This is a genomic window from Paraburkholderia sp. RHO2, from assembly GCF_050955445.1.
GTDB classification, from domain to species: Bacteria; Actinomycetota; Actinomycetes; order Mycobacteriales; family Mycobacteriaceae; genus Prescottella; species Prescottella agglutinans_A.
In genome coordinates, this window is sequence record NZ_CP162617.1 from 4,509,880 (window position 1) to 4,532,194 (window position 22,315).

24 protein-coding genes are annotated in these 22,315 nt (G+C 69.5%); 12 read left to right on the top strand and 12 right to left on the bottom strand.

Going from position 1 to position 22,315, the window contains the following annotated elements; all coding sequences use genetic code 11:
• The first annotated feature begins 31 nt into the window (after positions 1-31).
• The 4 genes from ABTV10_RS21100 to ABTV10_RS21115 all read left to right on the top strand — a co-directional run bounded on the left by ABTV10_RS21100 (position 32) and on the right by ABTV10_RS21115 (position 3,512).
• On the top strand, positions 32-262 hold the full coding sequence (locus ABTV10_RS21100) for a hypothetical protein (RefSeq protein ID WP_499030056.1): 231 nt from the start codon (positions 32-34) through the stop codon (positions 260-262).
• Positions 263-393: 131 nt separating this feature from the next.
• Entirely contained in the window at positions 394-1,656 is a 1,263-nt protein-coding gene (locus ABTV10_RS21105; RefSeq protein WP_499030059.1) for a helix-turn-helix transcriptional regulator, read from the top strand.
• A gap of 138 nt (positions 1,657-1,794) precedes the next feature.
• Entirely contained in the window at positions 1,795-2,883 is a 1,089-nt protein-coding gene (locus tag ABTV10_RS21110; RefSeq protein WP_499030061.1) for an S-(hydroxymethyl)mycothiol dehydrogenase, read from the top strand.
• Positions 2,880-3,512, top strand: a complete 633-nt coding sequence (locus tag ABTV10_RS21115) for an MBL fold metallo-hydrolase (RefSeq protein WP_499030064.1) — start codon at positions 2,880-2,882, stop codon at positions 3,510-3,512. The genes ABTV10_RS21110 and ABTV10_RS21115 overlap by 4 nt, the downstream gene beginning before the upstream one ends.
• 63 nt (positions 3,513-3,575) lie before the next feature.
• On the opposite strand, the gene ABTV10_RS21120 is transcribed toward ABTV10_RS21115, so the two are convergent.
• Positions 3,576-4,187, bottom strand: a complete 612-nt coding sequence (locus ABTV10_RS21120) for a CG0192-related protein (protein ID WP_499030066.1) — start codon at positions 4,185-4,187, stop codon at positions 3,576-3,578.
• Positions 4,188-4,545: 358 nt separating this feature from the next.
• Here ABTV10_RS21120 and ABTV10_RS21125 point away from each other — a divergent pair, with 358 nt between their 5' ends.
• Positions 4,546-6,054, top strand: coding sequence for a TROVE domain-containing protein (locus ABTV10_RS21125; RefSeq protein WP_499030069.1), 1,509 nt, complete (start codon positions 4,546-4,548; stop codon positions 6,052-6,054).
• Positions 6,055-6,132: 78 nt separating this feature from the next.
• Here the strand turns inward: ABTV10_RS21125 and ABTV10_RS21130 are convergent, their stop codons facing one another.
• The gene (locus ABTV10_RS21130) at positions 6,133-7,422 is read right to left on the bottom strand and encodes an adenylosuccinate synthase (protein WP_433607221.1); all 1,290 of its coding nucleotides are present in this window, start codon (positions 7,420-7,422) and stop codon (positions 6,133-6,135) included.
• A 297-nt stretch (positions 7,423-7,719) separates the two neighbouring features.
• On the opposite strand from ABTV10_RS21130, the gene ABTV10_RS21135 reads away from it, so the two are divergent.
• Positions 7,720-8,394, top strand: a complete 675-nt coding sequence (locus tag ABTV10_RS21135) for a hypothetical protein (RefSeq protein WP_499030072.1) — start codon at positions 7,720-7,722, stop codon at positions 8,392-8,394.
• A 26-nt stretch (positions 8,395-8,420) separates the two neighbouring features.
• Positions 8,421-9,197 carry a site-2 protease family protein gene (locus ABTV10_RS21140; RefSeq protein ID WP_499030074.1) on the top strand — a complete coding sequence of 259 codons (777 nt, stop codon included), beginning with the start codon at positions 8,421-8,423 and terminating at the stop codon, positions 9,195-9,197.
• Between the two features lie 62 nt (positions 9,198-9,259).
• Here ABTV10_RS21140 and ABTV10_RS21145 read toward each other — a convergent pair whose 3' ends face one another.
• From ABTV10_RS21145 to ABTV10_RS21160, 4 genes are all read right to left on the bottom strand, one after another.
• Entirely contained in the window at positions 9,260-9,565 is a 306-nt protein-coding gene (locus ABTV10_RS21145; RefSeq protein WP_499030076.1) for a chorismate mutase, read from the bottom strand.
• A gap of 60 nt (positions 9,566-9,625) precedes the next feature.
• Positions 9,626-10,540, bottom strand: a complete 915-nt coding sequence (locus ABTV10_RS21150; protein WP_499030078.1) for an aminotransferase class IV — start codon at positions 10,538-10,540, stop codon at positions 9,626-9,628.
• Positions 10,533-11,663, bottom strand: coding sequence for a VanZ family protein (locus tag ABTV10_RS21155; protein ID WP_499030081.1), 1,131 nt, complete (start codon positions 11,661-11,663; stop codon positions 10,533-10,535). Before ABTV10_RS21155 ends, ABTV10_RS21150 begins: the two co-directional genes overlap by 8 nt.
• A gap of 109 nt (positions 11,664-11,772) precedes the next feature.
• On the bottom strand, positions 11,773-12,729 hold the full coding sequence (locus ABTV10_RS21160) for a helix-turn-helix transcriptional regulator (protein WP_499030083.1): 957 nt from the start codon (positions 12,727-12,729) through the stop codon (positions 11,773-11,775).
• 62 nt (positions 12,730-12,791) lie between these two features.
• Here ABTV10_RS21160 and ABTV10_RS21165 point away from each other — a divergent pair, with 62 nt between their 5' ends.
• Both ABTV10_RS21165 and ABTV10_RS21170 read left to right on the top strand, forming a co-directional pair.
• Complete coding sequence (locus ABTV10_RS21165; RefSeq protein ID WP_499030086.1) at positions 12,792-13,256, top strand: pyridoxamine 5'-phosphate oxidase family protein; 465 nt, start codon at positions 12,792-12,794, stop codon at positions 13,254-13,256.
• Positions 13,253-14,176 (top strand): SDR family oxidoreductase, encoded by a 924-nt coding sequence (locus ABTV10_RS21170; protein ID WP_499030088.1) that lies wholly within the window; start codon positions 13,253-13,255, stop codon positions 14,174-14,176. The genes ABTV10_RS21165 and ABTV10_RS21170 overlap by 4 nt, the downstream gene beginning before the upstream one ends.
• 7 nt (positions 14,177-14,183) lie before the next feature.
• Here ABTV10_RS21170 and ABTV10_RS21175 read toward each other — a convergent pair whose 3' ends face one another.
• The 3 genes from ABTV10_RS21175 to ABTV10_RS21185 form a co-directional block, all read right to left on the bottom strand.
• A complete protein-coding gene (locus ABTV10_RS21175) occupies positions 14,184-15,119 on the bottom strand; it encodes a cation diffusion facilitator family transporter (RefSeq protein ID WP_499030091.1) in 936 nt (311 codons plus the stop codon).
• A 61-nt stretch (positions 15,120-15,180) separates the two neighbouring features.
• Positions 15,181-16,326 (bottom strand): FUSC family protein, encoded by a 1,146-nt coding sequence (locus ABTV10_RS21180; protein ID WP_499030093.1) that lies wholly within the window; start codon positions 16,324-16,326, stop codon positions 15,181-15,183.
• Positions 16,313-16,729 carry a DUF3151 domain-containing protein gene (locus ABTV10_RS21185; protein ID WP_433607241.1) on the bottom strand — a complete coding sequence of 139 codons (417 nt, stop codon included), beginning with the start codon at positions 16,727-16,729 and terminating at the stop codon, positions 16,313-16,315. The genes ABTV10_RS21180 and ABTV10_RS21185 overlap by 14 nt, the downstream gene beginning before the upstream one ends.
• Positions 16,730-16,821: 92 nt before the next feature.
• Here ABTV10_RS21185 and ABTV10_RS21190 point away from each other — a divergent pair, with 92 nt between their 5' ends.
• The gene (locus ABTV10_RS21190) at positions 16,822-17,358 is read left to right on the top strand and encodes an Rv0361 family membrane protein (RefSeq protein ID WP_499030096.1); all 537 of its coding nucleotides are present in this window, start codon (positions 16,822-16,824) and stop codon (positions 17,356-17,358) included.
• Positions 17,359-17,465: 107 nt separating this feature from the next.
• On the opposite strand, the gene fbaA is transcribed toward ABTV10_RS21190, so the two are convergent.
• Positions 17,466-18,503, bottom strand: a complete 1,038-nt coding sequence (gene fbaA, locus ABTV10_RS21195) for a class II fructose-bisphosphate aldolase (protein ID WP_499030099.1) — start codon at positions 18,501-18,503, stop codon at positions 17,466-17,468.
• A gap of 177 nt (positions 18,504-18,680) precedes the next feature.
• Between fbaA and ABTV10_RS21200 the strand changes: the two genes are divergently transcribed.
• On the top strand, positions 18,681-19,418 hold the full coding sequence (locus ABTV10_RS21200; protein WP_499030101.1) for a VTT domain-containing protein: 738 nt from the start codon (positions 18,681-18,683) through the stop codon (positions 19,416-19,418).
• Between the two features lie 2 nt (positions 19,419-19,420).
• Positions 19,421-20,083, top strand: coding sequence for a DedA family protein (locus ABTV10_RS21205; RefSeq protein ID WP_499030103.1), 663 nt, complete (start codon positions 19,421-19,423; stop codon positions 20,081-20,083).
• 7 nt (positions 20,084-20,090) lie between these two features.
• Here the strand turns inward: ABTV10_RS21205 and ABTV10_RS21210 are convergent, their stop codons facing one another.
• Positions 20,091-21,212 carry a glycoside hydrolase family 76 protein gene (locus ABTV10_RS21210; RefSeq protein ID WP_499030105.1) on the bottom strand — a complete coding sequence of 374 codons (1,122 nt, stop codon included), beginning with the start codon at positions 21,210-21,212 and terminating at the stop codon, positions 20,091-20,093.
• Positions 21,213-21,246: 34 nt separating this feature from the next.
• On the bottom strand, positions 21,247-21,954 hold the full coding sequence (locus ABTV10_RS21215; RefSeq protein ID WP_499030107.1) for a TrmH family RNA methyltransferase: 708 nt from the start codon (positions 21,952-21,954) through the stop codon (positions 21,247-21,249).
• Positions 21,955-22,315 lie beyond the last annotated feature (361 nt).

Here is a 22,315-nt window from a genome sequence, read left to right on the forward strand (position 1 = left end):
TCAAGGCTACTTGCTCGCCAGACTGGCCGTCATGAGCACCGTGATCACCCTCGCCTGCATGGCCGCGCTGGCCGGATTCGTGTACTGGTACATGCCCCGCGATCGTCCACGGAAGCGGTTTCGGCTCGAACAGTTCCGTCCGACAGCACCTTTGGTCGGAATCCTCGACGAGAACCGGGGGCGAGGCGGCGCCGTCGACGCCGTCGACGACCCCGACACGCCGCCCTCCAGCGACCGGTCCAGTGTCGAAGCGCTGGACTGATCGAGCGCAGCCCCGGCCTCGCGACAGGAAAGGGCGGAACCGGTCGACGCGTTCGGCGAACGGCGGGTGCCGCCGGCGAGATCACCGACGGCGACCCACCCGCCGTGTCGTCGTACCGATATCGTGACCTCGTGAACGACGCGGGACCCGAGGTGCTTCTGGACGGACTGCGCGACGTCCTCGTGGGGCGACTGTCCGACATCGGCCGGCGCTTCTCGGCTCTCCTCGCCGACACCGTCCCGCACACCGCGTTGGTGATCTTCACGCGCGAGTGCACGGGCCGGCCCCGCAAGGTCGCGGGCGACGCGGACATCGTCGACCGCGTGACGATCGCCGAACTGGATTCGCTCCGATCCGATCTCGCCCACGGCCAGATCTTCCGCGGGCGCGCCGCGATCGCCGGTCGTCCGCGTGAGGTGTACGCGATTCTGGACCACACCGACACCCTGCTCGTGGTCGTTCCGGCGGGATCGACGTCGCGGTCACTCCCGTTGGACACCGTCCGGTCGATGTTCGGGATCGTCGCTACCGGCATCCAGTTGCAGGTGCAGGGCGCGAGTCCGGCGTACCTCGCGGAGTCCCGTGCCGCATCCGCCGAGCGGGCGCGCACCATCGCCGAGCTCACCGAGGTCCACGCGACGACGCTCGAGACGCTGCTGTCGACGCTGCGTTCTGGAGACCTCGACGACACCCGTGCCCGGTCCGCGGCCCGCGAGACCGCGTCGGCCGCGTTGATCGGACTGCGCACCGCAGTCGACACGCACCGCGAATTCGCCGAGGAGTCCGTGGTGACCGCCTTCGCGCGACTGCGCGGTGAACTGCGCGGACTGCTGCGGCACCGCGACCTCGAACTGGACCTCGTCGAACCCGCGGCGGCCGGACGCGCGGTGCCCGGCGAGGTGGCGCACGCCGCACGGGCCGTCGTCCGCGGCGCTGTGCTCGCGCTGTGCGGGCGGCCCGACGTCACCCGCATCCGCGTCGCCTGGACCTGCCCGGAAGGGGAGCTGGTCGTCGACATCCGCGACGACGGCCGCGGCCTCGCCGACGCCGCCGACCTCGACCAGCAGCTACGACCACGCGTCGAAACACTGTCGGGCACAGTCGCAATCGAATCCACGGCGGGCTGGGGCTCGCGCGTCGTCGCGACCCTGCCGCTGCAGGCCCCGACCGCGCCGACCACCCATCACGCCCTCACCGACCTCGGCCCCCGCGAACTCGAAGTCCTGGGCCATCTGGTCGCCGGCCGCCGCAACCGCGCGATCGCCGAACGGCTCGGGGTCAGCGAGAGCACCGTGAAATTCCACGTCGCGGGCGTACTGCGCAAGCTGGACGTCGCGACCCGCGCGGAGGCGGCGGCGCTGGGCAGCGAGGCCGGGATTCGCCCCACCGTCTGACCGTTCGGCCAGGTCCACCTCTCCGGTCGACCAGTCCCTGCGGCGCCCGCCGGTGACTAGCCTCGTAGTCGGATGCGCACCCCACCATGTGTGTGCGCGCCCGTGCGTTCACGTCGACCGAATTGGAGTGGAGAAACCATGCCGCAGCAGGTACGGGGCGTCATCGCCCGCTCGAAGGACGCCCCCGTCGAACTGGTCACCATCAACATCCCCGATCCGGGCCCGGGCGAGGCCGTCGTCGCGATCGCGGCCTGCGGCGTCTGCCACACCGACCTCACCTACCGTGACGGCGGCATCAACGACGAGTTCCCGTTCCTCCTGGGCCACGAGGCCGCGGGCATCGTCGAGGCCGTCGGCGAGGGCGTGGACACCGTCGAGGTCGGCGACTTCGTCGTCCTCAACTGGCGCGCGGTGTGCGGAAAGTGCCGCGCCTGCAAGCGGGGTCGCCCGCAGTACTGCTTCGACACCCACAACGCCAAGCAGAAGATGACGCTCGAGGACGGCACCGAACTGACCCCTGCCCTGGGCATCGGCGCGTTCGCCGACAAGACCCTGGTCGCCGCCGGCCAGTGCACCAAGGTCGACCCCACCGCCGATCCCGCCGTCGTCGGACTGCTCGGCTGCGGCGTCATGGCCGGCATGGGCGCCGCGATGAACACCGGCAACGTCACCCGCGGCGACTCGGTCGCAGTCATCGGCTGCGGCGGCGTCGGCGACGCCGCGATCATGGGCTCGCGCCTGGCCGGCGCCAACAAGATCATCGCCATCGACCGGGACCCCAAGAAGCTCGAGTGGGCCGTCGACCTGGGCGCCACCCACACCATCGACGCATCGAAGGTCGAGGACGTCGTCGAGGCGATCCAGGAGCTCACCGACGGCTTCGGCACCGACGTCGTGGTCGACGCCGTGGGCCGCCCGGAGACGTGGAAGCAGGCGTTCTACGCCCGCGACCTCGCCGGCACCGTGGTCCTCGTCGGCGTCCCCACCCCGGACATGACCCTGGAGATGCCGCTGGTCGACTTCTTCTCGCGCGGTGGCTCGCTCAAGTCGTCGTGGTACGGCGACTGCCTGCCCGAGCGCGACTTCCCGATGCTCGTCGACCTGTACCAGCAGGGCCGGCTGCCGCTCGAGAAGTTCGTGACCGAGCGCATCAAGCTCGAGGACGTCGAGCAGGCGTTCGAGACCATGCACCGCGGCGAGGTGCTGCGCTCGGTGGTGGTCCTGTGAGCGGGGCCCTCAGAGTCGACCGGGTCGTCACGTCGGGCACGTTCGAGCTCGACGGCGGCACGTGGGACGTCGACAACAACATCTGGCTCGTCGGTGACGACGACGAGGTCCTGGTGATCGACGCCGCGCACACCGCGCAGCCGATCATCGACGCCGTCGGCGGCCGCAAGGTGGTCGGCATCGTGTGCACGCACGGCCACAACGACCACGTCACCGTCGCACCGGAGCTGTCCGAGAAGCTGGACGCCCCGATCTACCTGAACCCGGCCGACGACGTGCTGTGGCAGATGACCCACCCGGGCGTCCGCCACCAGGCGCTCGAGGACGGTCAGCGGATCTCGGTGGCGGGCACCGACATCCAGGCCATCCACACCCCGGGCCACTCCCCCGGCTCGACCTGCCTGTACCTGCCCGAGGCGGGTGAGCTGTTCTCCGGCGACACCCTCTTCTCGGGTGGCCCGGGCGCCACCGGGCGCTCGTTCTCGGACTTCCCGACGATCATCGGGTCGATCCGCGACAAGCTGTTCGCGCTGCCGGCCGAGACCCGCGTCCACACCGGCCACGGCGACGACACCGCCCTGGGCACCGAGGCACCGCACCTCGAGGAGTGGATCGCCCGCGGGCACTGATTCCCTCTTCGGCCGAATGTCACATGCGTTCAGTTCAACCGAACGTGTGTGACATTCGGCCGTTCAGCGCATCGAGGCGAGAACGCCTCGGCCACCGTCCCATTCACCACGGAGGACGGCTCCGGGCGGCTCGCCCTCGAGTGGACGGTGGTGTAAGACGACGGTCACCCCACCGGCCGCGATCACGGTGTCGGTGCCGTCCGCGACCGCACGAACGTCGGTGACGGCCGGCGTCTCGACGCCGGTCACCCCACTCCCGCGAGCGCGCGCGGTGTTCTCGATCCGCTGCGGTTCGCCGCCGTCGACGTGGACGAACTGTTCTACCTCACAGCCGCCGTTGTAGATCGTCGCCAACAGTTGCTGCACGTAGACGGGGTCGGTGGTCGCGTCGTAGACGTAGCGGCGCCCGAGCACCGAGTGCTCCATCTCGCCGACCAGCGTGGCCGCGTCGAGTGGCGCCGAACGGTAGGTCAGCGGAACCTGACAGATCTCGCCGTCGGCGTCGCGCACCAGATGCGTCTCGATGCCGACCTCTCCAGCGGGGTCGTCGAACCGGTACGCACCGACCCGGTCCACCGCCGCCGGCGCGCCCGCACAATAGGGCGCCCGCGGCAGCCAGTCCGCGATCAGTTCGGGCTTGGTGGGCGACAACTGCGCGGCATACAGAATGGCCATGCGGCCGATCGTAACGTCGCCCGCCCGGCCGCCGGACTGGACGTCCCTGGCGCTTTCGGATTTCGGGGCAATCTGCTCGATTCGCCTGAGGATCGCCGGGGGCTCCTCTACATTGAGCGAGCACTTCCGGTGCGGAGCAGACGGGTGGTTCTCCTGGACGAACATCCGGCTGGGTCAGTGAACTCGGAAGGCACTTCTCAGCGCGGCGCCGATGCGCGGACGGCGGCTCCTTCGAACGACGAGGCGGCGGGTTCCCTGCCCTCTGTCCTCCCCTCGGGGTGGGGTGCGACTCGACGGTAGAGCCTTCCGATCCCGGTGCCGCGGTGCGGAATTCGCCTTCCTGCCGAGGGGGGACGAGATGAGCAGGTTCGACACGGAGACCGCACAACCACAGGGGTTCGCTCGGTTGCAGACCGAGGTGGCACCCGGTGAGCGCACCGACGAGCACGGATCCGGCTGCGCACGCGACGCCAGGACCGAACTGTTCCTGCTGGCCGTCACGAGCCTGGTTCACGGTGGGGCTCGCGACGACCGCTACCGCCGCCTCGTCCGACAGCTCGCCGTCAGCGACCCCGAGTGGACCGCCGGATTCCTCCGCTGGCTGCGGACCGACGCGAAGATGCGCTGGGCAGCCCTCGTCGGCGCCGCCGAGTTCACCCGTGCCCGGCTCGACGCGGGCGAGCACGGGTACAGCCGTCAGGTCGTGAGCAGCGTCCTGCAACGCGCGGACGAACCGGGCGAGATGCTCGCCTACTGGCGCGCCACCTACGGGCGCAAGCTCGCCCAACCGATCAAGCGCGGCGTGGCGGACGCGGTCGCGCGGCTGTACACCGAGCGGGCGCTGCTCAAGTACGACACCCCGTCCCTCGACTATCGGTTCGGTGACGTCCTCGACCTGGTGCACCCGTCACCGCGGTCCGAACGTCAGGGCGACCTGTTCGAGCACGCGCTGGACCGTCGGCACAGGCGGGACAGACCGATTCCCCCGAGTCTCGAGTCGGTGCGAGCGCGCGCCGACCTGATGGCGGTGCCGGTGCCCGAACGCCCGCTCCTACTCACCGCTCCCGACGGCGTCGCGCGCCTCGGACCGGCGGCGATGACGTGGGAGTCGGTGGCGGACTGGCTGCAGGCGCCCCTGGACCGGCACTCGTGGGAAGCCCTCATCCCCCGGATGGGATACCTGGGGCTGCTCAACAACCTCCGCAACTTCGACGACACCGGGGTCTCGGACGCTGTGGCAGCGAAAGTGGCCGACCGGCTGCAGGATCCGGAGCAGGTGGCCCGATCACGCCAGCTGCCGCTGCGCTTCTTCTCCGCCCTCGAGTCGGTGGAGTCCCCGCGTTGGTCCGCGGCCCTCGATCGGGCCGTCGAGTGGTCGCTCGACCGTGTCCCGCGACTGTCCGGGCGAACCCTGGTGCTCGTCGACACGGCAGAGCCGACGGCCACTGTCTTCGGTCTCGCGCTCGCGCGCCGCGCCGAACGCGCCGACGTCGTCACGACCGGCACGGCCGGTGGAGTGCTGTTCCCGATGCGCCCGGGCGAATCCCTGCTGGGTGCGGTCGGCCGCTGGAACACGACCGGACACGTCCGCGGCGGCACGAACACCGCGTCGGCGGCCGCGGAGTACTTCGACGGTCACGACCGCGTCGTGATCCTGACCGATGCGCGGGCAGCCGATTCGGCACCACATGTTCCCGGTGACGTTGTCCCCGAGCATGTTCCGGTGCACACCTTCGATCCGGTCGGGCGTACCGGCGACGGATCGAACCGATTCACGTTCGGGAGCCCGACCGACGCCTGCTTCGCCATGCTGCCGATCGTCGAGTCCGGCCGTCATGCCGCCTGGCCGTGGCTCGGCCGGTACTGACGGGACCCCGAAACGCCGAATGTCACATGCGTTCAGTCGAACTGAACGCATGTGACATTCGGTCACACTGCGGGTGGCTCAGGCCAGGATGTCGCGGCGGACGATGGTCTCGTCACGGCCCGGGCCGACGCCGATGCACGACATGAACGCGCCCGACAGCTCCTCGAGCCGCAGCACGTAGTTCTGCGCGTTGACCGGCAGTTCCTCGAACGTGCGGCAGTGCGAGATGTCCTCCCACCAGCCCGGCATCTCCTCGTAGATCGGCTTGGCGTGGTGGATGTCGGTCTGCGTCATCGGCATCTCGTCGACACGCACCCCGTCCACCTCGTAGGCGACGCAGATCGGGATGGTGTCCAGGCTCGACAGCACGTCCAGCTTGGTGAGGAAGTAGTCGGTGATGCCGTTGACGCGGGTCGCGTAGCGGGCGATGACGGCGTCGAACCAGCCGGTGCGGCGGGCACGACCAGTGGTGACGCCCACCTCGCCGCCCTGCTTGGCCAGGTACTCGCCGTGGTTGTCGAACAGCTCCGTCGGGAACGGGCCCGAGCCGACGCGGGTGGTGTAGGCCTTGAGGATGCCGAGCACCGTCGTGATCTTGGTGGGGCCGATGCCCGAACCGACCGCGGCGCCGCCGGACGTCGGGTTGGACGACGTCACGTACGGGTACGTGCCGTGGTCGACGTCGAGCAACGTGCCCTGGGAACCCTCGAGCAGGACGGTCTCGCCGCGCTCGAGCGCCAGGTTGAGCTCGAGGCGTGTGTCGGAGATGCGGTGCTTGAAACCCGCCGCCTGCGTGAGCACCTCGTCGACGACCTGCTGCGGGTCGAGGGCCTTGCGGTTGTAGATCTTGACGAGCACCTGGTTCTTGAACTCCAGGGCGGCCTCGACCTTCTGGGTGAGGATCTTCTCGTCCAGGACGTCGGCCACGCGGACGCCGACACGCGCGATCTTGTCCTGGTAGCAGGGGCCGATGCCGCGACCCGTGGTGCCGATCTTCTTGGCGCCCAGGAAGCGTTCGGTGACCTTGTCGATGGCCACGTGGTACGGCATGATCAGGTGCGCGTCGGCCGAGATCAGCAGGCCCGTCGTGTCGACGTCCCGCGCCTCCAGGCCCGCCAGCTCGTCGAGCAGCACGCCCGGGTCCACCACGACACCGTTGCCGATCACGTTCTTGACACCGGGCGTGAGGATGCCCGACGGGATCAGGTGCAGCGCAAACTTGTCACCGTTCGGCAGGACCACCGTGTGTCCGGCGTTGTTGCCGCCCTGGTACCGAACGACCCACTGCAGGCTTCCGCCCAGTAGATCGGTAGCTTTGCCCTTACCTTCGTCGCCCCACTGGGCACCGATGAGGACGATTGCCGGCATGTCCCTGTCTCCTACGGTCGACGTGCAGTCGTATCCGACTGCATGGTCCTGCCGTGGTGTAGGCAGTGGCCGGAGGCACAGTCTAGCCGAGCCCGACCGTCGTCCAGCCGCCCAGCCCTCCGAACCCGCCCGAAACGGACATCCGACCGGTCGACCGTTTGCGACGCCGACCCGGGTTCGGGTAGACATCGAACTGCCCTTGCGTGCGACGGCGCTCATGTCGCCGTGCCGTGGCATGGCGTGGCGACGAGCGTGATCGTCGGAGATCAGCAGCGTCGGATATCAGCAAGGAGTGTCATGACCCCGATAGTGCTCAAGTGCGGCGATGCCCCGTTGCCGCTGGCGCTGCGGTCGCTCGACCTCTTCAACGTCCCCGCACTCCCCGAGAAGGACGACTTCGACGAGGCATTCGCCAAGCTCGAGACCGTCGAGAAGCCGCGGCTCGTGGTCGTCGGCGACGACGCCGCGTTCGCGGCCGCACTGACCCGGCTGATGCGCACCGAACGACTGCACATCGAACTCGCGTACGTCCCCGAGGAGCGAACCGACGCCACCCACGCGTACGGGCTCCGAACCGGCTCCAAGGCCGCCGCGATCGCCGTCTCGGGCGTCGCCCGACCGATGCCGCTGATCCGCGACGACGCCGGCATCGCCCTCGTCGGCGAGGCCCGCATCTACGGGTCCGAGCACGCGGGCGAACTGACCGGTGAGGCGTACGTCGACAACGACCGCCTGTTCTCGGGCACGGTTCCCGGCATGCGCATCGTGCCGATTCCCGAACTTCCGGGACTGCGTGCCACCGTCGACAAGCGCCGCTGGTTCGGTGGCCATCGGTGGCTGACCGGCCGCGCGGTCCAACTCGGTGCGCCCTCGGCCGTTCTGACCCGTGACGGCGTCCGGACGCCGCGCGCGGTCAAGCGCTCCACGTTCTACCGCCACGACCAGGACTGGCTTCTCGTCTACGGGGCCTGAATCCGGTACGCCTGGATACTGGACTCATGTATCCGGATTCGCGCACCCGGGCGTCGGCCGTCCGGCCGAGCCCCGTGTTCCTCGGCATCGTGGCGATCGCCGTGCTGGGCGGGGTGCTCGCGTGGCGGTCCACCGGCGAGGCCACGTCGGGCCGGATCGGGGTGTTCCTGCTCGTGGTCGCGGGCTGGGTCGTCACCCTGTGCCTGCACGAATTCGCGCACGCAGTAGTGGCGTGGCGGAACGGAGACCACGACGTCGTCCTCCGCGGATACCTGACGCTCGATCCGCGCAAGTACACCCAACCGTTGCTCTCGATCGGGCTGCCCGTGCTGTTCCTCGCGCTCGGTGGCATCGGCCTGCCGGGCGGGGCCGTGTACCTGCGGACCTGGGCGATGCCGCCGCGCGTACAGACGCGTGTCGCGCTCGCCGGACCCGCCGTCAACGCGCTCGCCGCCGTGATCCTGCTCGTGGTGATCCGGCTGTTCGGGGTCGAGGGCGACCACCGGGTGTTCTGGTACGGCCTGAGCTTCCTGGCGTTCCTGCAGGTGATGGCCACGATTTTGAATCTGCTTCCGGTCCCCGGCCTCGACGGTTACGGCGCGCTGGAGCCGCACCTGACGGCGAGTACGCGCGCATCACTCGACAAGATCAAGCCGTACGGGCTGCTGCTGCTGATCGCGCTGCTGTTCGTGCCGCAGATCAACGCCGCGTTCTTCGACACGATCTACTGGATCTTCGGGCTCTCCGGCGTCCCCGACGTCTACGCGGCGTTCGGCAACTACCTCATGCAGTTCTGGCGCTGAGCACCGAAAAGTGACCGCGCCGGCCCCGACCGGTGCCGTGTCGTGCAGCCGGGGCCGACCGATCACATGGTATGGCCTAGACGCCCCCGCCCGAGCCTGAGCAGCAACAACGCAAGCGTGTGCCCCTCCGGCCCCAGGTCGTCGAAACGCGACAGCACCCTCATTTCTCGGGTGTGCACCAAACGAGTGCCGCCGCCGAGCATGCGTACCTCACCGATCAGGCGGGAGAGCTCGGTACGCCGCTGGATCGCCGCGAGGATCTGTCCATCCAGGCGGTCGATCTCACCACGGAGTTGCTCGATGTCGACGTCCGGTTGACGGTCGGTCTCGTGTCTCGTCGACATGCTCGTCACCTGTGCGCTGGCCATGTCCTCAACGCTAGGTAGGCGGCTACGTGGGGGCGTAGGTAGTTCACTACCCGATCTGCGTCACCCCAGGTCGGTGACCCAGCCGTGCAGTTCGTCGGACCGCAGCGCAGACGCGTGCCGCTTACGGAGAACCTCGCATATCGGGCCCTGTGTCCCGTCGCCGACCACCCGGCCGTCGACCTCCGTCACCGGTGCGACGCCCGCCGACGTGCCGGTGACGAATACCTCGTCGGCGATGTACAGCTCGGTGAGGTCCACGGCCCGCTCGACGACCGGGATGCCTTCCTCCCCGGCGAGGGTGAGCAGTGTGCGCCGATTGATGCCGTCGAGGATGTCGCACGACGCGTCGGGGGTGATCAGTGCGCCGCCGCGCACCAGGAAGATGTTCGCGGCACTCAACTCGCACACGTGCCCGGCGCCGTCCAGGAAGATCGCGTCGTCGTAGCCGGCGTCGATCGCATCCTGCTTGGCCAGTACCGAGTTGACGTACGCGCCGTTGACCTTGGCCCGCGACGGGATCGCGAAGTCGGGGATGCGGCGCCACGTGCTGGTCTTCAGCCGCATGCCGTCCTGCGGGACGATCGGTACCGCGTCGTAGACGAACATCGACACGGCGGTGCGGAGGCCGCGGACGCGGGTCCCGGGGATCGACTCGTCGACGTGCACGGTGGCCCGCACGAAGACGTCGGAACCGGGCGCGTTCGCGTCCACGAGTTCGGTTGCGGCCGAGACGAACCGATCGAAACTCCACTCGTCGGCCAATCGGTCGATGCCGATGATCTTGCACGACTCCACGAGCCGGCGGTAGTGGTCCGCCAGCCGGAACGCCGTGCGCGTGCCGCCGTCGACGTGGACCGGGAACACCGTGTACACGCTCAGGCCGTACAGCACGGCGGACGTCGCGACGCCGAGCGTCGCCTCGTGCGCGGGGACGATGCGGTCGCGGTAGTACACGTGGGGATGCGGATCAGCCATGGCGCGATCGTAGAGAAGCATGCTCGGAGGGGACAGCGGATTTCTCCGCAGCGGTCGCGGCGCGCTCCGATGGCGTTCGTGCATCGACGATTTCGGATCCGGTCAACACGCCCGACAGCCCACGACGGTCCCCGGTGAACAGAACGGATACGCCGGCCGCCCACAGCCACAGCACCGCCAATGGTGCGGCGCCGACCACGACCAGCACCGCACACGTCCCGGGAACCGCGAGCGCGCGGGCCAGCCGCCGCGCAACCCCGGGAGGGGTCGTCCACCGCGGCTCCAGCCACACCGCCCGCTGCCCGAACGACGCGCCCGACCCGATCAGCGCGGGCACGACCACAACCGCACCCGAGACCAGGACGCCGGCGAGATTGCCGACCACGAAACCGTCGGACCGCGCGCCCAGGAGGTCGAGCACGACATGCACCGCGACCACCGTCGACGCGTACGCGAAACCCACGGCGGCGACGTCGACGATCATGCCGATCCAGCGGCGCCACACCGTCACCGGCCGCGGGACGCTCCGCCCCGCCGCCAGCCGCTCACGGCTGGGGACCAGTCGCACAGCCACCCCGGCCACCACGACACCGAGCGCGGCGCCGGTGATGTTGAGCATCAGGTCGTCCACGTCGGCGATCCGATACGCGCACGGGAAGATCCCCCACACCGCCGTGTACTGCGTGAGCTCGATCCCCAGCGACACCACCGCCGCGGCCACCACGGTCACGGTGCGCGACCACTCGAACAGGACCCGTCCGAGGACCCCGAACGGCACGAACAGCACCACGTTGAGCACCACCTGCATCACGGCGGTGCTGGTGAGGGTCGCGACCAGGCTCATGCCCGCGGTGTCGCGGCGGATGTCCGAGACGAACGTCAAGGGACGCAGCACCGGATCGCTCGCGGCGAACGCATCGCACCAGGCCGGAGTGAGATCCGGCAGCGGGAACATCGTGAACGCGACGACGCCCGCACCGTAGGTGACCGCGGCGCCGACGAGCACCATCCGCGACGCCGACACCCGCCCGAACCGCCGGTAGTGCCACACCACGAGCGGCAGCGAGATCGCGGACGACACCGCGATCCCCACGAGCAACGAATACAAGACCTGTTCACGCACGGTACGAGTTCACCACCGCGGGGGTGTGCACGACATCCACTCGGCGGGCGATGTTTCGACGACCGGACGTCATACCGCGGGATGACCCGACCCGAGCGCCGGTCGGGGATCACCCGTTGAGTCGCGCCACCCGCAGCGCCGACTCCCGCAGCGCGACCCGCAACGACGACGGTTCCAGGACCTCGATGCCCGGCCCCAGCGCGCAGAACTGATCGAGCGCCACCTCCTCGGCCTCGAGCATCAGATCGACCGTCACCCAACCCTGTTCGTCGATCGAGGTCGGTGTCACCTTCGCGGCCTCCTCCCCCACCACCGACGGCAGCCGCCGCCACGCGTACGTCGACAGCCGCACCCGGCACGGGAAGCGCAGCAGCGAGCGATCGAACTCCGCCGTCGACGCGGCCCACCAGGAGGCCAGGTCGAACGAGTCCGGACGCCGGGCCGGCTCGTCCAGGACGCGCGCGGTCTCGATTCGCGAGACCCGGTACGACAGCGTCCGGTCCCGGTGCCGCGCAACGAGATACCAGGTTCCGGCCTTCGCGACCAGGCCGAGCGGATCGAGGGTGCGCGACGTCTCCCGCGCACCCCGACGGTAGCGGATCCGCAGCCGTCGGCCCTCGAGCACCGCCGCCGCCACCGACGCCAACTCGCCTGTGTCCGACGGCTTCGCGAACCAGCCCGGAGCGTCGATGTGCAGGCGCTCACGCCACAGCAACGCACCGGCCCGCAGCGGAAGCGGCAGCGCGCCCAGCAGTTTCGACTCCGCGCGCGCCGTGACGTCGGCCAGGCCCAGGTCGTCGGCGAGCCCGGGGATACCGAGCAGCATGAGTGCCGACGTCTCCGCGCCGGTCATGCCGCTGAGCTTGGACTGCCAGCCGTCGAGCAGGCGGATGCCACCACCCGGACCGCTCTCGGTCCACACCGGCACGCCCGCCGCCTGCAGCGCGGCGACGTCCCGGTAGATCGTCCGCACCGAGACCCCCAACCGGTCGGCCAGACGCGTGGCCGTCATGCCGGGGCCGCCCTGCAGTCGCAGCATCAGGTCGAGGAGCCGGCTCGAACGCATGTCCGGATCCTACGGAAAATCACTGACACTAGATGTCAGTGATGCGGCCGCACACTGAAGACATGGCAACCTGGCAGGAGTTCACCGAAGCGGCGCCGGCACTGGCCGACGCCGTCCGCGCGCGGCTCACCGCGCACAAGCACCACGTCCTGGCAACGCTGCGCGCCGACGGCTCGCCGCGCGTGAGCGGCACCGAGGTCGAGACCTTCCGCGGCCTGCTGGTACTCGGATCGATGCCCGGCGCGCGGAAGGTCCGGGATCTGCAACGAGATCCGCGGTACGCGCTGCACTCGAATCCCGGCCACCACACGATGGAGGGCGGCGACGCCAAGATCTCCGGCCGGGCCCGCGAGCTGACCGGCGAAGAGAAGCAAGCGATCCTCGACTCCTATCCGGAGAACCCCGGCAACGACGCACAGATCTTCGAACTAGGCATCGACGACGTCGTGCTCACCACCGTCTCGGACGACCGCCTGCACGTCGACCTCTGGCGCCCCGGCGCCGACGTCGTGAGGACCAGCCGATGAGCGCGCCGGATCTCACCGGGAAGGTCGCGCTGGTCGCCGGCGCGACACGCGGCGCGGGCCGGGCCATCGCCGTCGAACTGGCACGCGCGGGCGCCACCGTCTACGCGACGGGACGCAGCAGCCGGGTCGACGGCCGGTCCGAGATCGACCGACCCGAGACCATCGAGGAGACCGGCGAACTCATCGCGGCCGCCGGCGGGAACGGCGTCGCGCTGCGCGTCGACCATCTCGAACCCGATCAGGTACGTGCCCTGATCGACCGCATCGACGCCGACCGCGGCCGCCTCGACATCCTGGTCAACGACATCTTCGGCGGCGACAGATACGCCCAGTTCGGCACCACGCTGTGGGAGCACGACCTGGACGGCGGTCTGCGGATGCTACGGATGGGGATCGACACCCACGTGATCACGAGTCACTTCGCGCTGCCGCTGCTGATCCGCCGGCCGGGAGGACTGGTCGTCGAGATGACCGACGGCACCGCCGAATACAACGTCGCCTACCGGCACCAGGTCGGCTTCTACTACGACCTCGTCAAGGCGGCGGTGCAGCGGATGACCACCGCGCAGGCGTACGAGCTGGCCCCGCACGGCGGCGCGGCGGTCGCGGTGACGCCGGGCTGGCTGCGGTCGGAGAACATGCTCGACGCCTTCGGCGTCACCGAGGACAACTGGCGCGACGCCCTCGAAAAGGTGCCGCACTTCGCGATCTCCGAGACGCCGACGTTCGTCGGGCGGGCGGTGACCGCGCTGGCCGGGGATCCGGATGCCGGCGAGTTCAGCGGCCGGGTCGTCTCGAGCGGGCAACTGGCGCAGCGGTACGGCGTCACCGACGTCGACGGCTCCCGGCCCGACTGTTGGCGGTACCTCGTCGAGGTGCAGGACCCCGACCTGCCGGCGAACACCGACGGCTACCGCTGAGCGTGCCTCACCACGTGAGGTCCTCCTGGCACCGCGAGCCCTCGACGCCGGTCTCGACCTGAACGGTGGCGTGGCTCAGGCCGTGCGCGTCGAGCACGGTCTTGGCCGACGCCAGCACCTGCTGCGAGTCGGTGCCCTCGCTGTCCATGGTCAGGTGGACCGTCGCGACGTCCATGCCGGTGGTCAGCGTCCACACGTGCAGGTCGTGCACGTCCGACACCCCGGGCACCGCGGACAGATCGGCGCGGACGGCGTCGACGTCGACGTTGGCCGGCGAGGCCTGCGTGAGGATGCGCAGCGCCGACCCGGCCAGCTTGAGCGCCCGGGGCACCACCCACAGCGAGATCAGCACACCGACGACGACGTCGGCGTACGTCCAATCGAACAGGACCAGGGCGGCACCGGCGAAGAGCACGCCGACGCTCCCGACGGCGTCGGCCAGCACCTCGAGGTAGGCGCCGCGAACCGCGATGGAGTCCTTGGCGTCGGCCCGCAGCATCAGCATCACGACGATGTTGGCGGCAAGGCCGGCGAGCGCGGTGGCCATCAGCGGGAGGCCGGGGATCTCGGGCGCGTCGCCGATCCGGCCGATCGCCTCGTACATGACGAACGCGGCGACACCGAGCAGCAGGACCGCGTTGGCCATCGCGGTCAGGACCTCGGCGCGGTGCCAGCCGAAGGTGCGGGCGGCGGCCTTGGATCCCTGCTTGGCCAGCAGCAGCGCGACGAGGCCCATCGACATGCCGACGACGTCGGTGAGCATGTGCCCGGCGTCCGCGAGCAGCGCGAGGGATCCGATGGCCAGGCCGACGACCACCTCGAGGACCAGGAACGCGAGCAGGATGCCGAGCGCGATCACCATCTTCCGGATCCGCGCGTGCGACGGACCGGCGCCGCCGGCGCTCGCAGTGTTGCCGTGGCTGTGCCCGTGACCTGCTCCCATGATCACCCTCCTCGTAGATCGGGCCCATCATATGCATACATTCGCATATATGAAAAGGTGATCAGAGGTCGGGCCGGTAGGCGGGCTTGGGAACCGTCGGGGGCAGCGTCGCGATCGCCGAGATCCGACCGAGCCCCGCGACCTGCAACAGATCCACGATCAGGGAACGAATCTGCGCGAACACGACCGTCGCGGAGATGCCGGCGCTCTCGACCAATTCGGGCTTCATCCCGGACGAGACCGTGCGCAGCACCCGGGCCGCCTCGGCCTGATCCGGCTGCTGCCCCGGTTCGGCGAGAATCATCCGCCGCAGCACGTCCAGCGCATGCGAGAGCTTCTCGATCTGGTCGACCAGGCGCGGATCGAGGATCTCGTCGTCCCGCACCAGCGAGAGCGATCGGCGCGACAGCACGCGGATGTTGCGCATCGCGTTGTCGATCGGATCGGCCGTCGCGGTGAGCCGGGCAAGCCGGGCACGGCTGCCCCAGTACAGCGGCGAGATCCGGCTGATCTCCTTGCCGCCCGAGAGGTTGCTGCGCAGGGAATCGATGGCCGACTGCGTCGCGCGCGCCTTGCGCAGCGCCTTCTCGATCGGCTTGGGATCGTTCTCGATGAGCCCGTCGGCCACGAGTTGCAGCACCTCGCCCGCGGTCGCGAGGATCCCGGCGGCGTCACGCCGGGCCCGGCGCACGGGGTGGGTCGGGACGATCGCGACGACCGCGATCCCGACGAGACCACCGACGAGCGCGTCGACCATCCGCTCGAACCCGGCCGCGTCCCCGGGTGGCAGCAGCGTCGCCACCAGCACCGCCGACGTGCCGGCCTGCATCGAGAAGATGGGCCCCGAACCGATCAGGACGGCCGTCCCCATCGCCAACGTGACGACCAGCGTGATCTGCCAGGCGCCGGTGCCGATCACGGAGATCAGCAGATCACCGACGCCGATGCCGACGGTCACGCCGCACACCAGCTCCACCGAGCGACGCAGCCGGGCGCCCAGCGACAGCCCGAGCGAGACCACCGCCGCGATGGGCGCGAAGAACGGGCGGGGGTGGCCGACGACCGTCGTCGCGACGAACCATGCGATGCCGGCCGCCAGACCACACTGCAGCACCGGCAGCGCCGAAACCTTCAGGCGGTGGATGCCCGCCGCGACCCGGTCCCGGCCCGCGGCCGGTCGTGGAACGAAGCGGCTAGCCGAGACCAAGTGCTTCGGCGGCCCGCGGGTCGCTGTCCTCGAGCAGGTCCAGGCAGCGCGCGTACTCGTCGTTCTCGCCGATCGCCTGGGCAGCCTTGGCGAGCACCGCGACGCAGCGCAGGAAGCCGCGGTTGGGCTCGTGGCTGTACGGGACGGCGCCGAAGCCCTTCCATCCGTTGCGGCGCAGCTGGTCGAGACCGCGGTGGTAACCGGTGCGGGCGTACGCGTACGCCGTGATGGTCTGCCCCTGCTCGAGCGCCGCCTCCGCCAGGTACGCCCACGCGATCGACGCGGTGGGGTGCTCGGCGGCGACCTTCGCCGGGTCCTCATGGTTCAGCAGGGCCGACTCCGCCTCGTCGTCACCGGGAAGCAGGGTGGGCTGCGGGCCGAGAAGATCACCGAAAGACGTCATGCCGTCCAGGTTACGTCCACGGTGCCCGACGTCGTGCAGGGGCCGATAGGCTGCCCACGAGTTGATCACGCTCCCGCACCGAGAGGCGTCACGTGCCCGACACCGACGACAACCAGCCCCGTCCCACGCCGACCGCCGCCGGTCCACAGCGCATCGCACCGGCCGCCCCGGCCACCGAGTCGGGTGGTCGGCGCGGCGCCAAGCGCGGCTGGGTGATCGCGTCGACCGTCGCGGTGGTCGGTGTCCTGGCGGCGCTCGGTGTCGCCGGCTTCGTCATCGCCCGGGGCGGAGCCGAGAACGCAGCCGAGCGGCAGGTACGCGACGCCGTCGACTCGTTCGTGACCGCCCTGGAGTCGGGCGACCTGACGACACTCCAGTCGTCGACGTGCGGCACCCTCGCCGACTTCTACCGCGACATCCCGCCGGCCGAGTTCGCCGACGTCCACCGCGACGCCGTCACTCACGGCAGCGTCCCCGTCGTCACGAGCATCGACGCCGTCCAGATCGACGGGGACTCGGCGATCGCCCAGGTCACCGCGCACACGCAGGCGAACCCGTCGGACGCCTCGCCGCGCACGTTCGACCTGTCGCGCATCGACGGCGACTGGAAGGTGTGCAACCCCGACTAGCCCCCGAAACGCGTTTTGCGCACTTACCGCTGTCCCCGGATAGGGAGACGCAGCGGCAAGTGCGCAAAACGTGAGTGCGTGTGAGGGAAACCCTCGCCGGACCTCGCCTAGCCGGCGGAGACCGAGCGGCCCGCGGACTTGAGGTCGTTGCAGGCCTCGATGACGCGAGCGGTCATGCCCGCCTCGGCCTTCTTGAGGTAGCTGCGCGGGTCGTAGACCTTCTTGTTGCCGACCTCGCCGTCGACCTTCAGGACGCCGTCGTAGTTGGTGAAGAAGTGGCCGGCGATCGGACGCGAGAACGCGTACTGCGTGTCGGTGTCGACGTTCATCTTGACGACGCCGTAGCGCAGCGAGTCCTCGATCTCCGACTTCAGCGAGCCCGAACCACCGTGGAAGACGAAGTCGAACGGCTGGGAGCCGGCAGCCAGACCGAGCTTGGCGGTCGCGGCCTCCTGGCCCTCCTTGAGCACCTCGGGCTTGAGGACGACGTTGCCCGGCTTGTACACGCCGTGGACGTTGCCGAACGTCGCGGCCAGCAGGTACTTGCCGTTCTCGCCGACACCGAGCGCGTCGACGGTCTTCTCGAAGTCCTCGCGCGACGTGTACAGCTTGTCGTTGATCTCGGCCTCGACGCCGTCCTCTTCACCGCCGACGACGCCGATCTCGACCTCGAGGATGATGTTCGCGGCCTTCGACAGCTTCAGCAGCTCCTGCGCGATCGCGAGGTTCTCGTCGATCGGCACGGCCGAGCCGTCCCACATGTGCGACTGGAACAGCGGGTTCCGGCCGGCATCAACACGGTCGCGCGAAATCTTCAGCAGCGGGCGGACGAAGGTGTCCAGCTTGTCCTTGGGGCAGTGGTCGGTGTGCAGCGCGATCGTGACGTCGTACTTGGCGGCGACGACGTGCGCGAACTCGGCGAGCGCGACCGCACCGGTCACCATGTCCTTGACGCCCAGGCCCGAGCCGAACTCCGCGCCGCCGGTCGAGAACTGGATGATGCCGTCACTGCCGGCGTCCGCGAAACCCTTGATCGCGGCGTTGATCGTCTCCGACGACGTGCAGTTGATGGCGGGGAAGGCGAAGGAGTGCTCCTTGGCCCGACCGAGCATCTCGGCGTAGACCTCGGGAGTTGCGATAGGCACGGCGGCTGTCCTCCATGTGACGGGTTCGGGGCGCGGCCGACTGTCGCGGCGCGCAGGTTGTCTATGCAGTATGGCAACCCGGACGCGCCACCGCCTCCCCTGGTGTCGGCTCGGTGTCGGCTCACCGGACCCGGTGGACTCAGCAGGCTCTCAGCAGTCGCCGGTACTCTGGTGCGCGTGAATGTGCTGGCAGCCTCGGAGTCCGTGACCACGAATCTGGCATTGCTGCCGGGATTTCTCGATCCAGTCAACCTGCTGAATTCTTTCGGCGCGTGGATGCTGATCGGACTCCTCGTCGTCGTCTTCATCGAGTCGGGTCTGTTGTTCCCGCTCCTGCCGGGCGATTCGCTGCTGTTCACCGCCGGTCTGATCGCGGCGTCCAAGTCCGCGGAGGTCGAGCCGTTCGCCCCGCTCTGGGTGCTGATGGTGACCATCCCGATCGCCGCGGTCCTCGGCGACCAGGTGGGTTACTTCATCGGCGCGAAGGGTGGTGCGTCGCTGTTCAAGTCGGACGACGCCAAGCTCTTCAAGAAGAGCTACATCGACGAATCCCAGGCGTTCTTCGCGAAGCACGGCCCCATCACGATCTTCCTGGCCCGCTTCGTGCCGATCGTGCGCACGTACGCGCCACTGGTCGCGGGCGCGTCGAAGATGAAGTACTCCGTCTTCATCACCTACAACATCATCGGCGGCATCGTGTGGGGTGCCGGCGTGACGCTGCTCGGCTACTTCCTCGGCCAGATCCAGTTCATCGCCGACAACATCGACCTGATCTTCATCCTCATCGTCCTGGTGTCGGTGATCCCGATCATCGTCGAGGTCGGCAAGCGGTACCTCAGCTCGCGTAAGGCGAGCGGAACCGCGAACGCGGACAACGCCGAACCGGTCACCACGCCCCACGACCCGACCGTGTGACGATGACCCTCGCGGCCGGCACCTTCGGACCACTCGAGTCCGCCGGTCCCGCGCTGGTGTGGCTGGTCGTACTCACCTTCGTGTTCCTCGAGTGCGCGCTGATCATCGGGCTGTTCCTGCCCGGCGATTCGATGCTCGTCACCGCGGGGATCGTGATGGCCGCCCACGGGGCGGGTCCGGGGCACATCTGGGCGCTCTCCGCGGGCGCGATGGGCGCGGCCGTCGTGGGAAACCAGGTCGGTTACGCCATCGGCAAGCGCGGCGGGCACCACCTCGTCGCCCGCCGCAACGGCAAGTACGTCAACACCGAGAACCTCCACAAGGTCAACGTCCTGCTCGACCGGCACGGGTTCTGGGCGGTCCTCATGGCGCGCTGGATTCCGTGGGTCCGCACGCTGTGTCCGATGGTCGCCGGTGCCGCGGAGATGAACCACCGCCGGTTCACGATCGCGAGCACCGTCGGCGCCGTGGTGTGGGCGCCCGTCCTGCTGCTCGTCGGCTTCTACTGCGGCTCACTGCTCGAGCGCGTGCCGTGGCTGCTGCCCGTCGTGCTCGGGGTCATGGTGACGGCGCTGCTGGTCGGGACGCTGCTGGGCATGCGGAGCTACCGCCGCGAGATGGCGCGGCCGGCGCAGGACATGCTCGTCGACGAGGTCGTCGACTGACCGCGCGTCACCGACGTTTCGGATAGCCCGCCGCCGACACCAGGTAGGCCGACTCCATCAGCCACCAGCCGCTGAGCTGGACCGACAGGTCCCGCTCGGCGATCTCGGACGGGCGCACCGACCCTCCCGAGACGGTCGCGATCTCCCCGCCCAGTCCCGGAAGCTGCGCCGGCAGGCTCCAGTCCCGCCCGAACAGCGGCAGCTCCTCGACCTGCAGCCGGTTCTCCCACGCCGCCTCGGCCGAGCCGAGCACCAGCTGCGCCGCGATCCGCCGCGCCCGGACGTCCTCCGGGGCGTCGCCGGGCAGCATCAACGCGACGAGGGCGAGGTGCCGGGCGAGCAGACCGTTGAACAATCCGCCGTCGCCGCCACCGCCACCGCGGATCACGCCGCCCTTCGCGAGGCGCTCGTCGACGGCATCGACCAGGCGATGGACCCGCAGACGATGCCGCTCGTCACCGATCCGGACCGCAAGTTCCGTCTCGAGCGCGAGCACGACGCCCTGGCAGTACGAGTAGATGTTGCGCTCGATGGTCCCGTCCCGCCGGATGCCGTCGAAGATGAGGCCGGTGTCCGGGTCGCGGAGGGTGTCGTCGATCCAGTCCGCCATCGCCTGTGCGCGCCACAGTCGCCCGATCCGTGCCAGCACGAGACCGGCCGGGCCGTTGGCAGGGGTGTTGAAGAAGTCGGAGTGCTTGCGCCACGGGATGCCGCCACCGGACTCCGGCGACCACGCATCGAACAGCTGGGCCTCGAGCGCCGCGAGCGCCTTACGGTTACCGATCAGCTGCATCCGCTGGGCCCGCTCGAGAGCCAGACCGAGCCATGCCATGTCGTCGTAGTAGCTGTTGGTCCAGCCCGAGATGTTCCGGAACCGATGGCCGCGAATGAGTTTCACGAGCCGGCGACGCCGTTTCGCGGTGGGATTGCGTTCGGCGGCGTCGACGGTGCAGTTGATGAGATTCGCCTGCCACCAGTAGTGCCAGTTCAGGAACACCCGTTCCCGCCGCACCGCGGGCCAGGCGACAACTGCCAGAGCAGTGCCGGGCGCCCCCCAGACGCGGCGAATGTGCCGAGTGATGACCGCGTTCTCGGCGGCATCCGCTCGGGCAGACCATTCGCGCTGCATGCCTACCGATCTTGCCTGGGTGCGAGTGCTTCCGCTACCAGGCGCGGCCGAGATCGGCGTGTTGCCGCACCCACGCGTGCATCGCGATCCCCGCCGCGACACCGGCGTTGATGCTGCGGGTGGACCCGAACTGGGCGATGGACACCGTCATCGACGCGACCGCGTGCCCCTGCTCGGTCACACCCGGGCCCTCCTGCCCGAACAGCAGGAGGCAGTCGCGCGGCAGGTCCACGGTCTCGATCGGGACCGACCCCGGCGTGTTGTCGACGGCGACGACCGTCAGCGCATTCTCCCGCGCGAACGCCGCGAGCTCGTCGAGATCGGCGTGGTGCATCAGGTGCTGGTAGCGGTCGGTGACCATGGCGCCGCGGCGGTTCCATCGACGCCGGCCCACGATGTGCACCGCGGCCGCCGCGAACGCGTTCGCGGTCCGCACCACCGTGCCGATGTTCGAGTCGTGGCCGAAGTTCTCGATCGCGACGTGCAGCGGGTGCCGGCGGCTGTCGATGTCGGCGACGATCGCCTCGCGCGTCCAGTAGCGGTACGCGTCGACGACGTTGCGACGGTCCCCCTCCGCCAGGAGCTGCGGGTCGTAGCGGGGATCGTCGGGCAGCGGCGTGCCGTGCTCCTCGGCCCACGGCCCGGCGCCGTACGGGTGCTCGCCCCACTCGGTGGGTCCGGGGGCGTCGACGGCGTCCGCGTCCTCCACATCGGCGACGTCGTCCATCGGTCCCGACACCACAGCCCATTCCTCCACATCACACGTCGACAGGTCGACGTGTGCACTCTAGTCGCCGCAGACTCTGCCGAATCCTGGGGCGTGGGAAGTCACGTCAGTATCGGGATCGCTGTACTGGGGTCACGACTGATCGCGTCGAGGTCTGCGCGGAGCAAGGTAGCGCGCTCGGGGACGTCCGGGAGGGCCTTGTCGGCGAGAACGTGCCGGACTGACGCGGCCATTCCGAGACGAGGAAGTCGATCTGCTCGGCCGTCGCCTCTGCGGTTTCCAGATAGGGCCAGCCGTTCGTGTGATCGTTGACGAATCCCGGGACGATGGACGCGGTCCACGCGCAGTCGGGCTCACGGATCTTGGTGAGGTCGAT

Bases quoted from the DNA above. Each gene is read 5' to 3' on its own strand.
- ABTV10_RS21100 (WP_499030056.1), top strand. From the start codon at position 32: ATGAGCACCGTGATCACCCTCGCCTGCATGGCCGCGCTGGCCGGATTC.
- ABTV10_RS21110 (WP_499030061.1), top strand. From the start codon at position 1,795: ATGCCGCAGCAGGTACGGGGCGTCATCGCCCGCTCGAAGGACGCCCCC.
- ABTV10_RS21120 (WP_499030066.1), bottom strand. From the start codon at position 4,187: ATGGCCATTCTGTATGCCGCGCAGTTGTCGCCCACCAAGCCCGAACTG.
- ABTV10_RS21125 (WP_499030069.1), top strand. From the start codon at position 4,546: ATGAGCAGGTTCGACACGGAGACCGCACAACCACAGGGGTTCGCTCGG.
- ABTV10_RS21130 (WP_433607221.1), bottom strand. From the start codon at position 7,422: ATGCCGGCAATCGTCCTCATCGGTGCCCAGTGGGGCGACGAAGGTAAG.
- ABTV10_RS21135 (WP_499030072.1), top strand. From the start codon at position 7,720: ATGACCCCGATAGTGCTCAAGTGCGGCGATGCCCCGTTGCCGCTGGCG.
- ABTV10_RS21140 (WP_499030074.1), top strand. From the start codon at position 8,421: ATGTATCCGGATTCGCGCACCCGGGCGTCGGCCGTCCGGCCGAGCCCC.
- ABTV10_RS21145 (WP_499030076.1), bottom strand. From the start codon at position 9,565: ATGGCCAGCGCACAGGTGACGAGCATGTCGACGAGACACGAGACCGAC.
- ABTV10_RS21150 (WP_499030078.1), bottom strand. From the start codon at position 10,540: ATGGCTGATCCGCATCCCCACGTGTACTACCGCGACCGCATCGTCCCC.
- ABTV10_RS21160 (WP_499030083.1), bottom strand. From the start codon at position 12,729: ATGCGTTCGAGCCGGCTCCTCGACCTGATGCTGCGACTGCAGGGCGGC.
- ABTV10_RS21165 (WP_499030086.1), top strand. From the start codon at position 12,792: ATGGCAACCTGGCAGGAGTTCACCGAAGCGGCGCCGGCACTGGCCGAC.
- ABTV10_RS21170 (WP_499030088.1), top strand. From the start codon at position 13,253: ATGAGCGCGCCGGATCTCACCGGGAAGGTCGCGCTGGTCGCCGGCGCG.
- ABTV10_RS21175 (WP_499030091.1), bottom strand. From the start codon at position 15,119: ATGGGAGCAGGTCACGGGCACAGCCACGGCAACACTGCGAGCGCCGGC.
- ABTV10_RS21185 (WP_433607241.1), bottom strand. From the start codon at position 16,729: ATGACGTCTTTCGGTGATCTTCTCGGCCCGCAGCCCACCCTGCTTCCC.
- ABTV10_RS21205 (WP_499030103.1), top strand. From the start codon at position 19,421: ATGACCCTCGCGGCCGGCACCTTCGGACCACTCGAGTCCGCCGGTCCC.
- ABTV10_RS21210 (WP_499030105.1), bottom strand. From the start codon at position 21,212: ATGCAGCGCGAATGGTCTGCCCGAGCGGATGCCGCCGAGAACGCGGTC.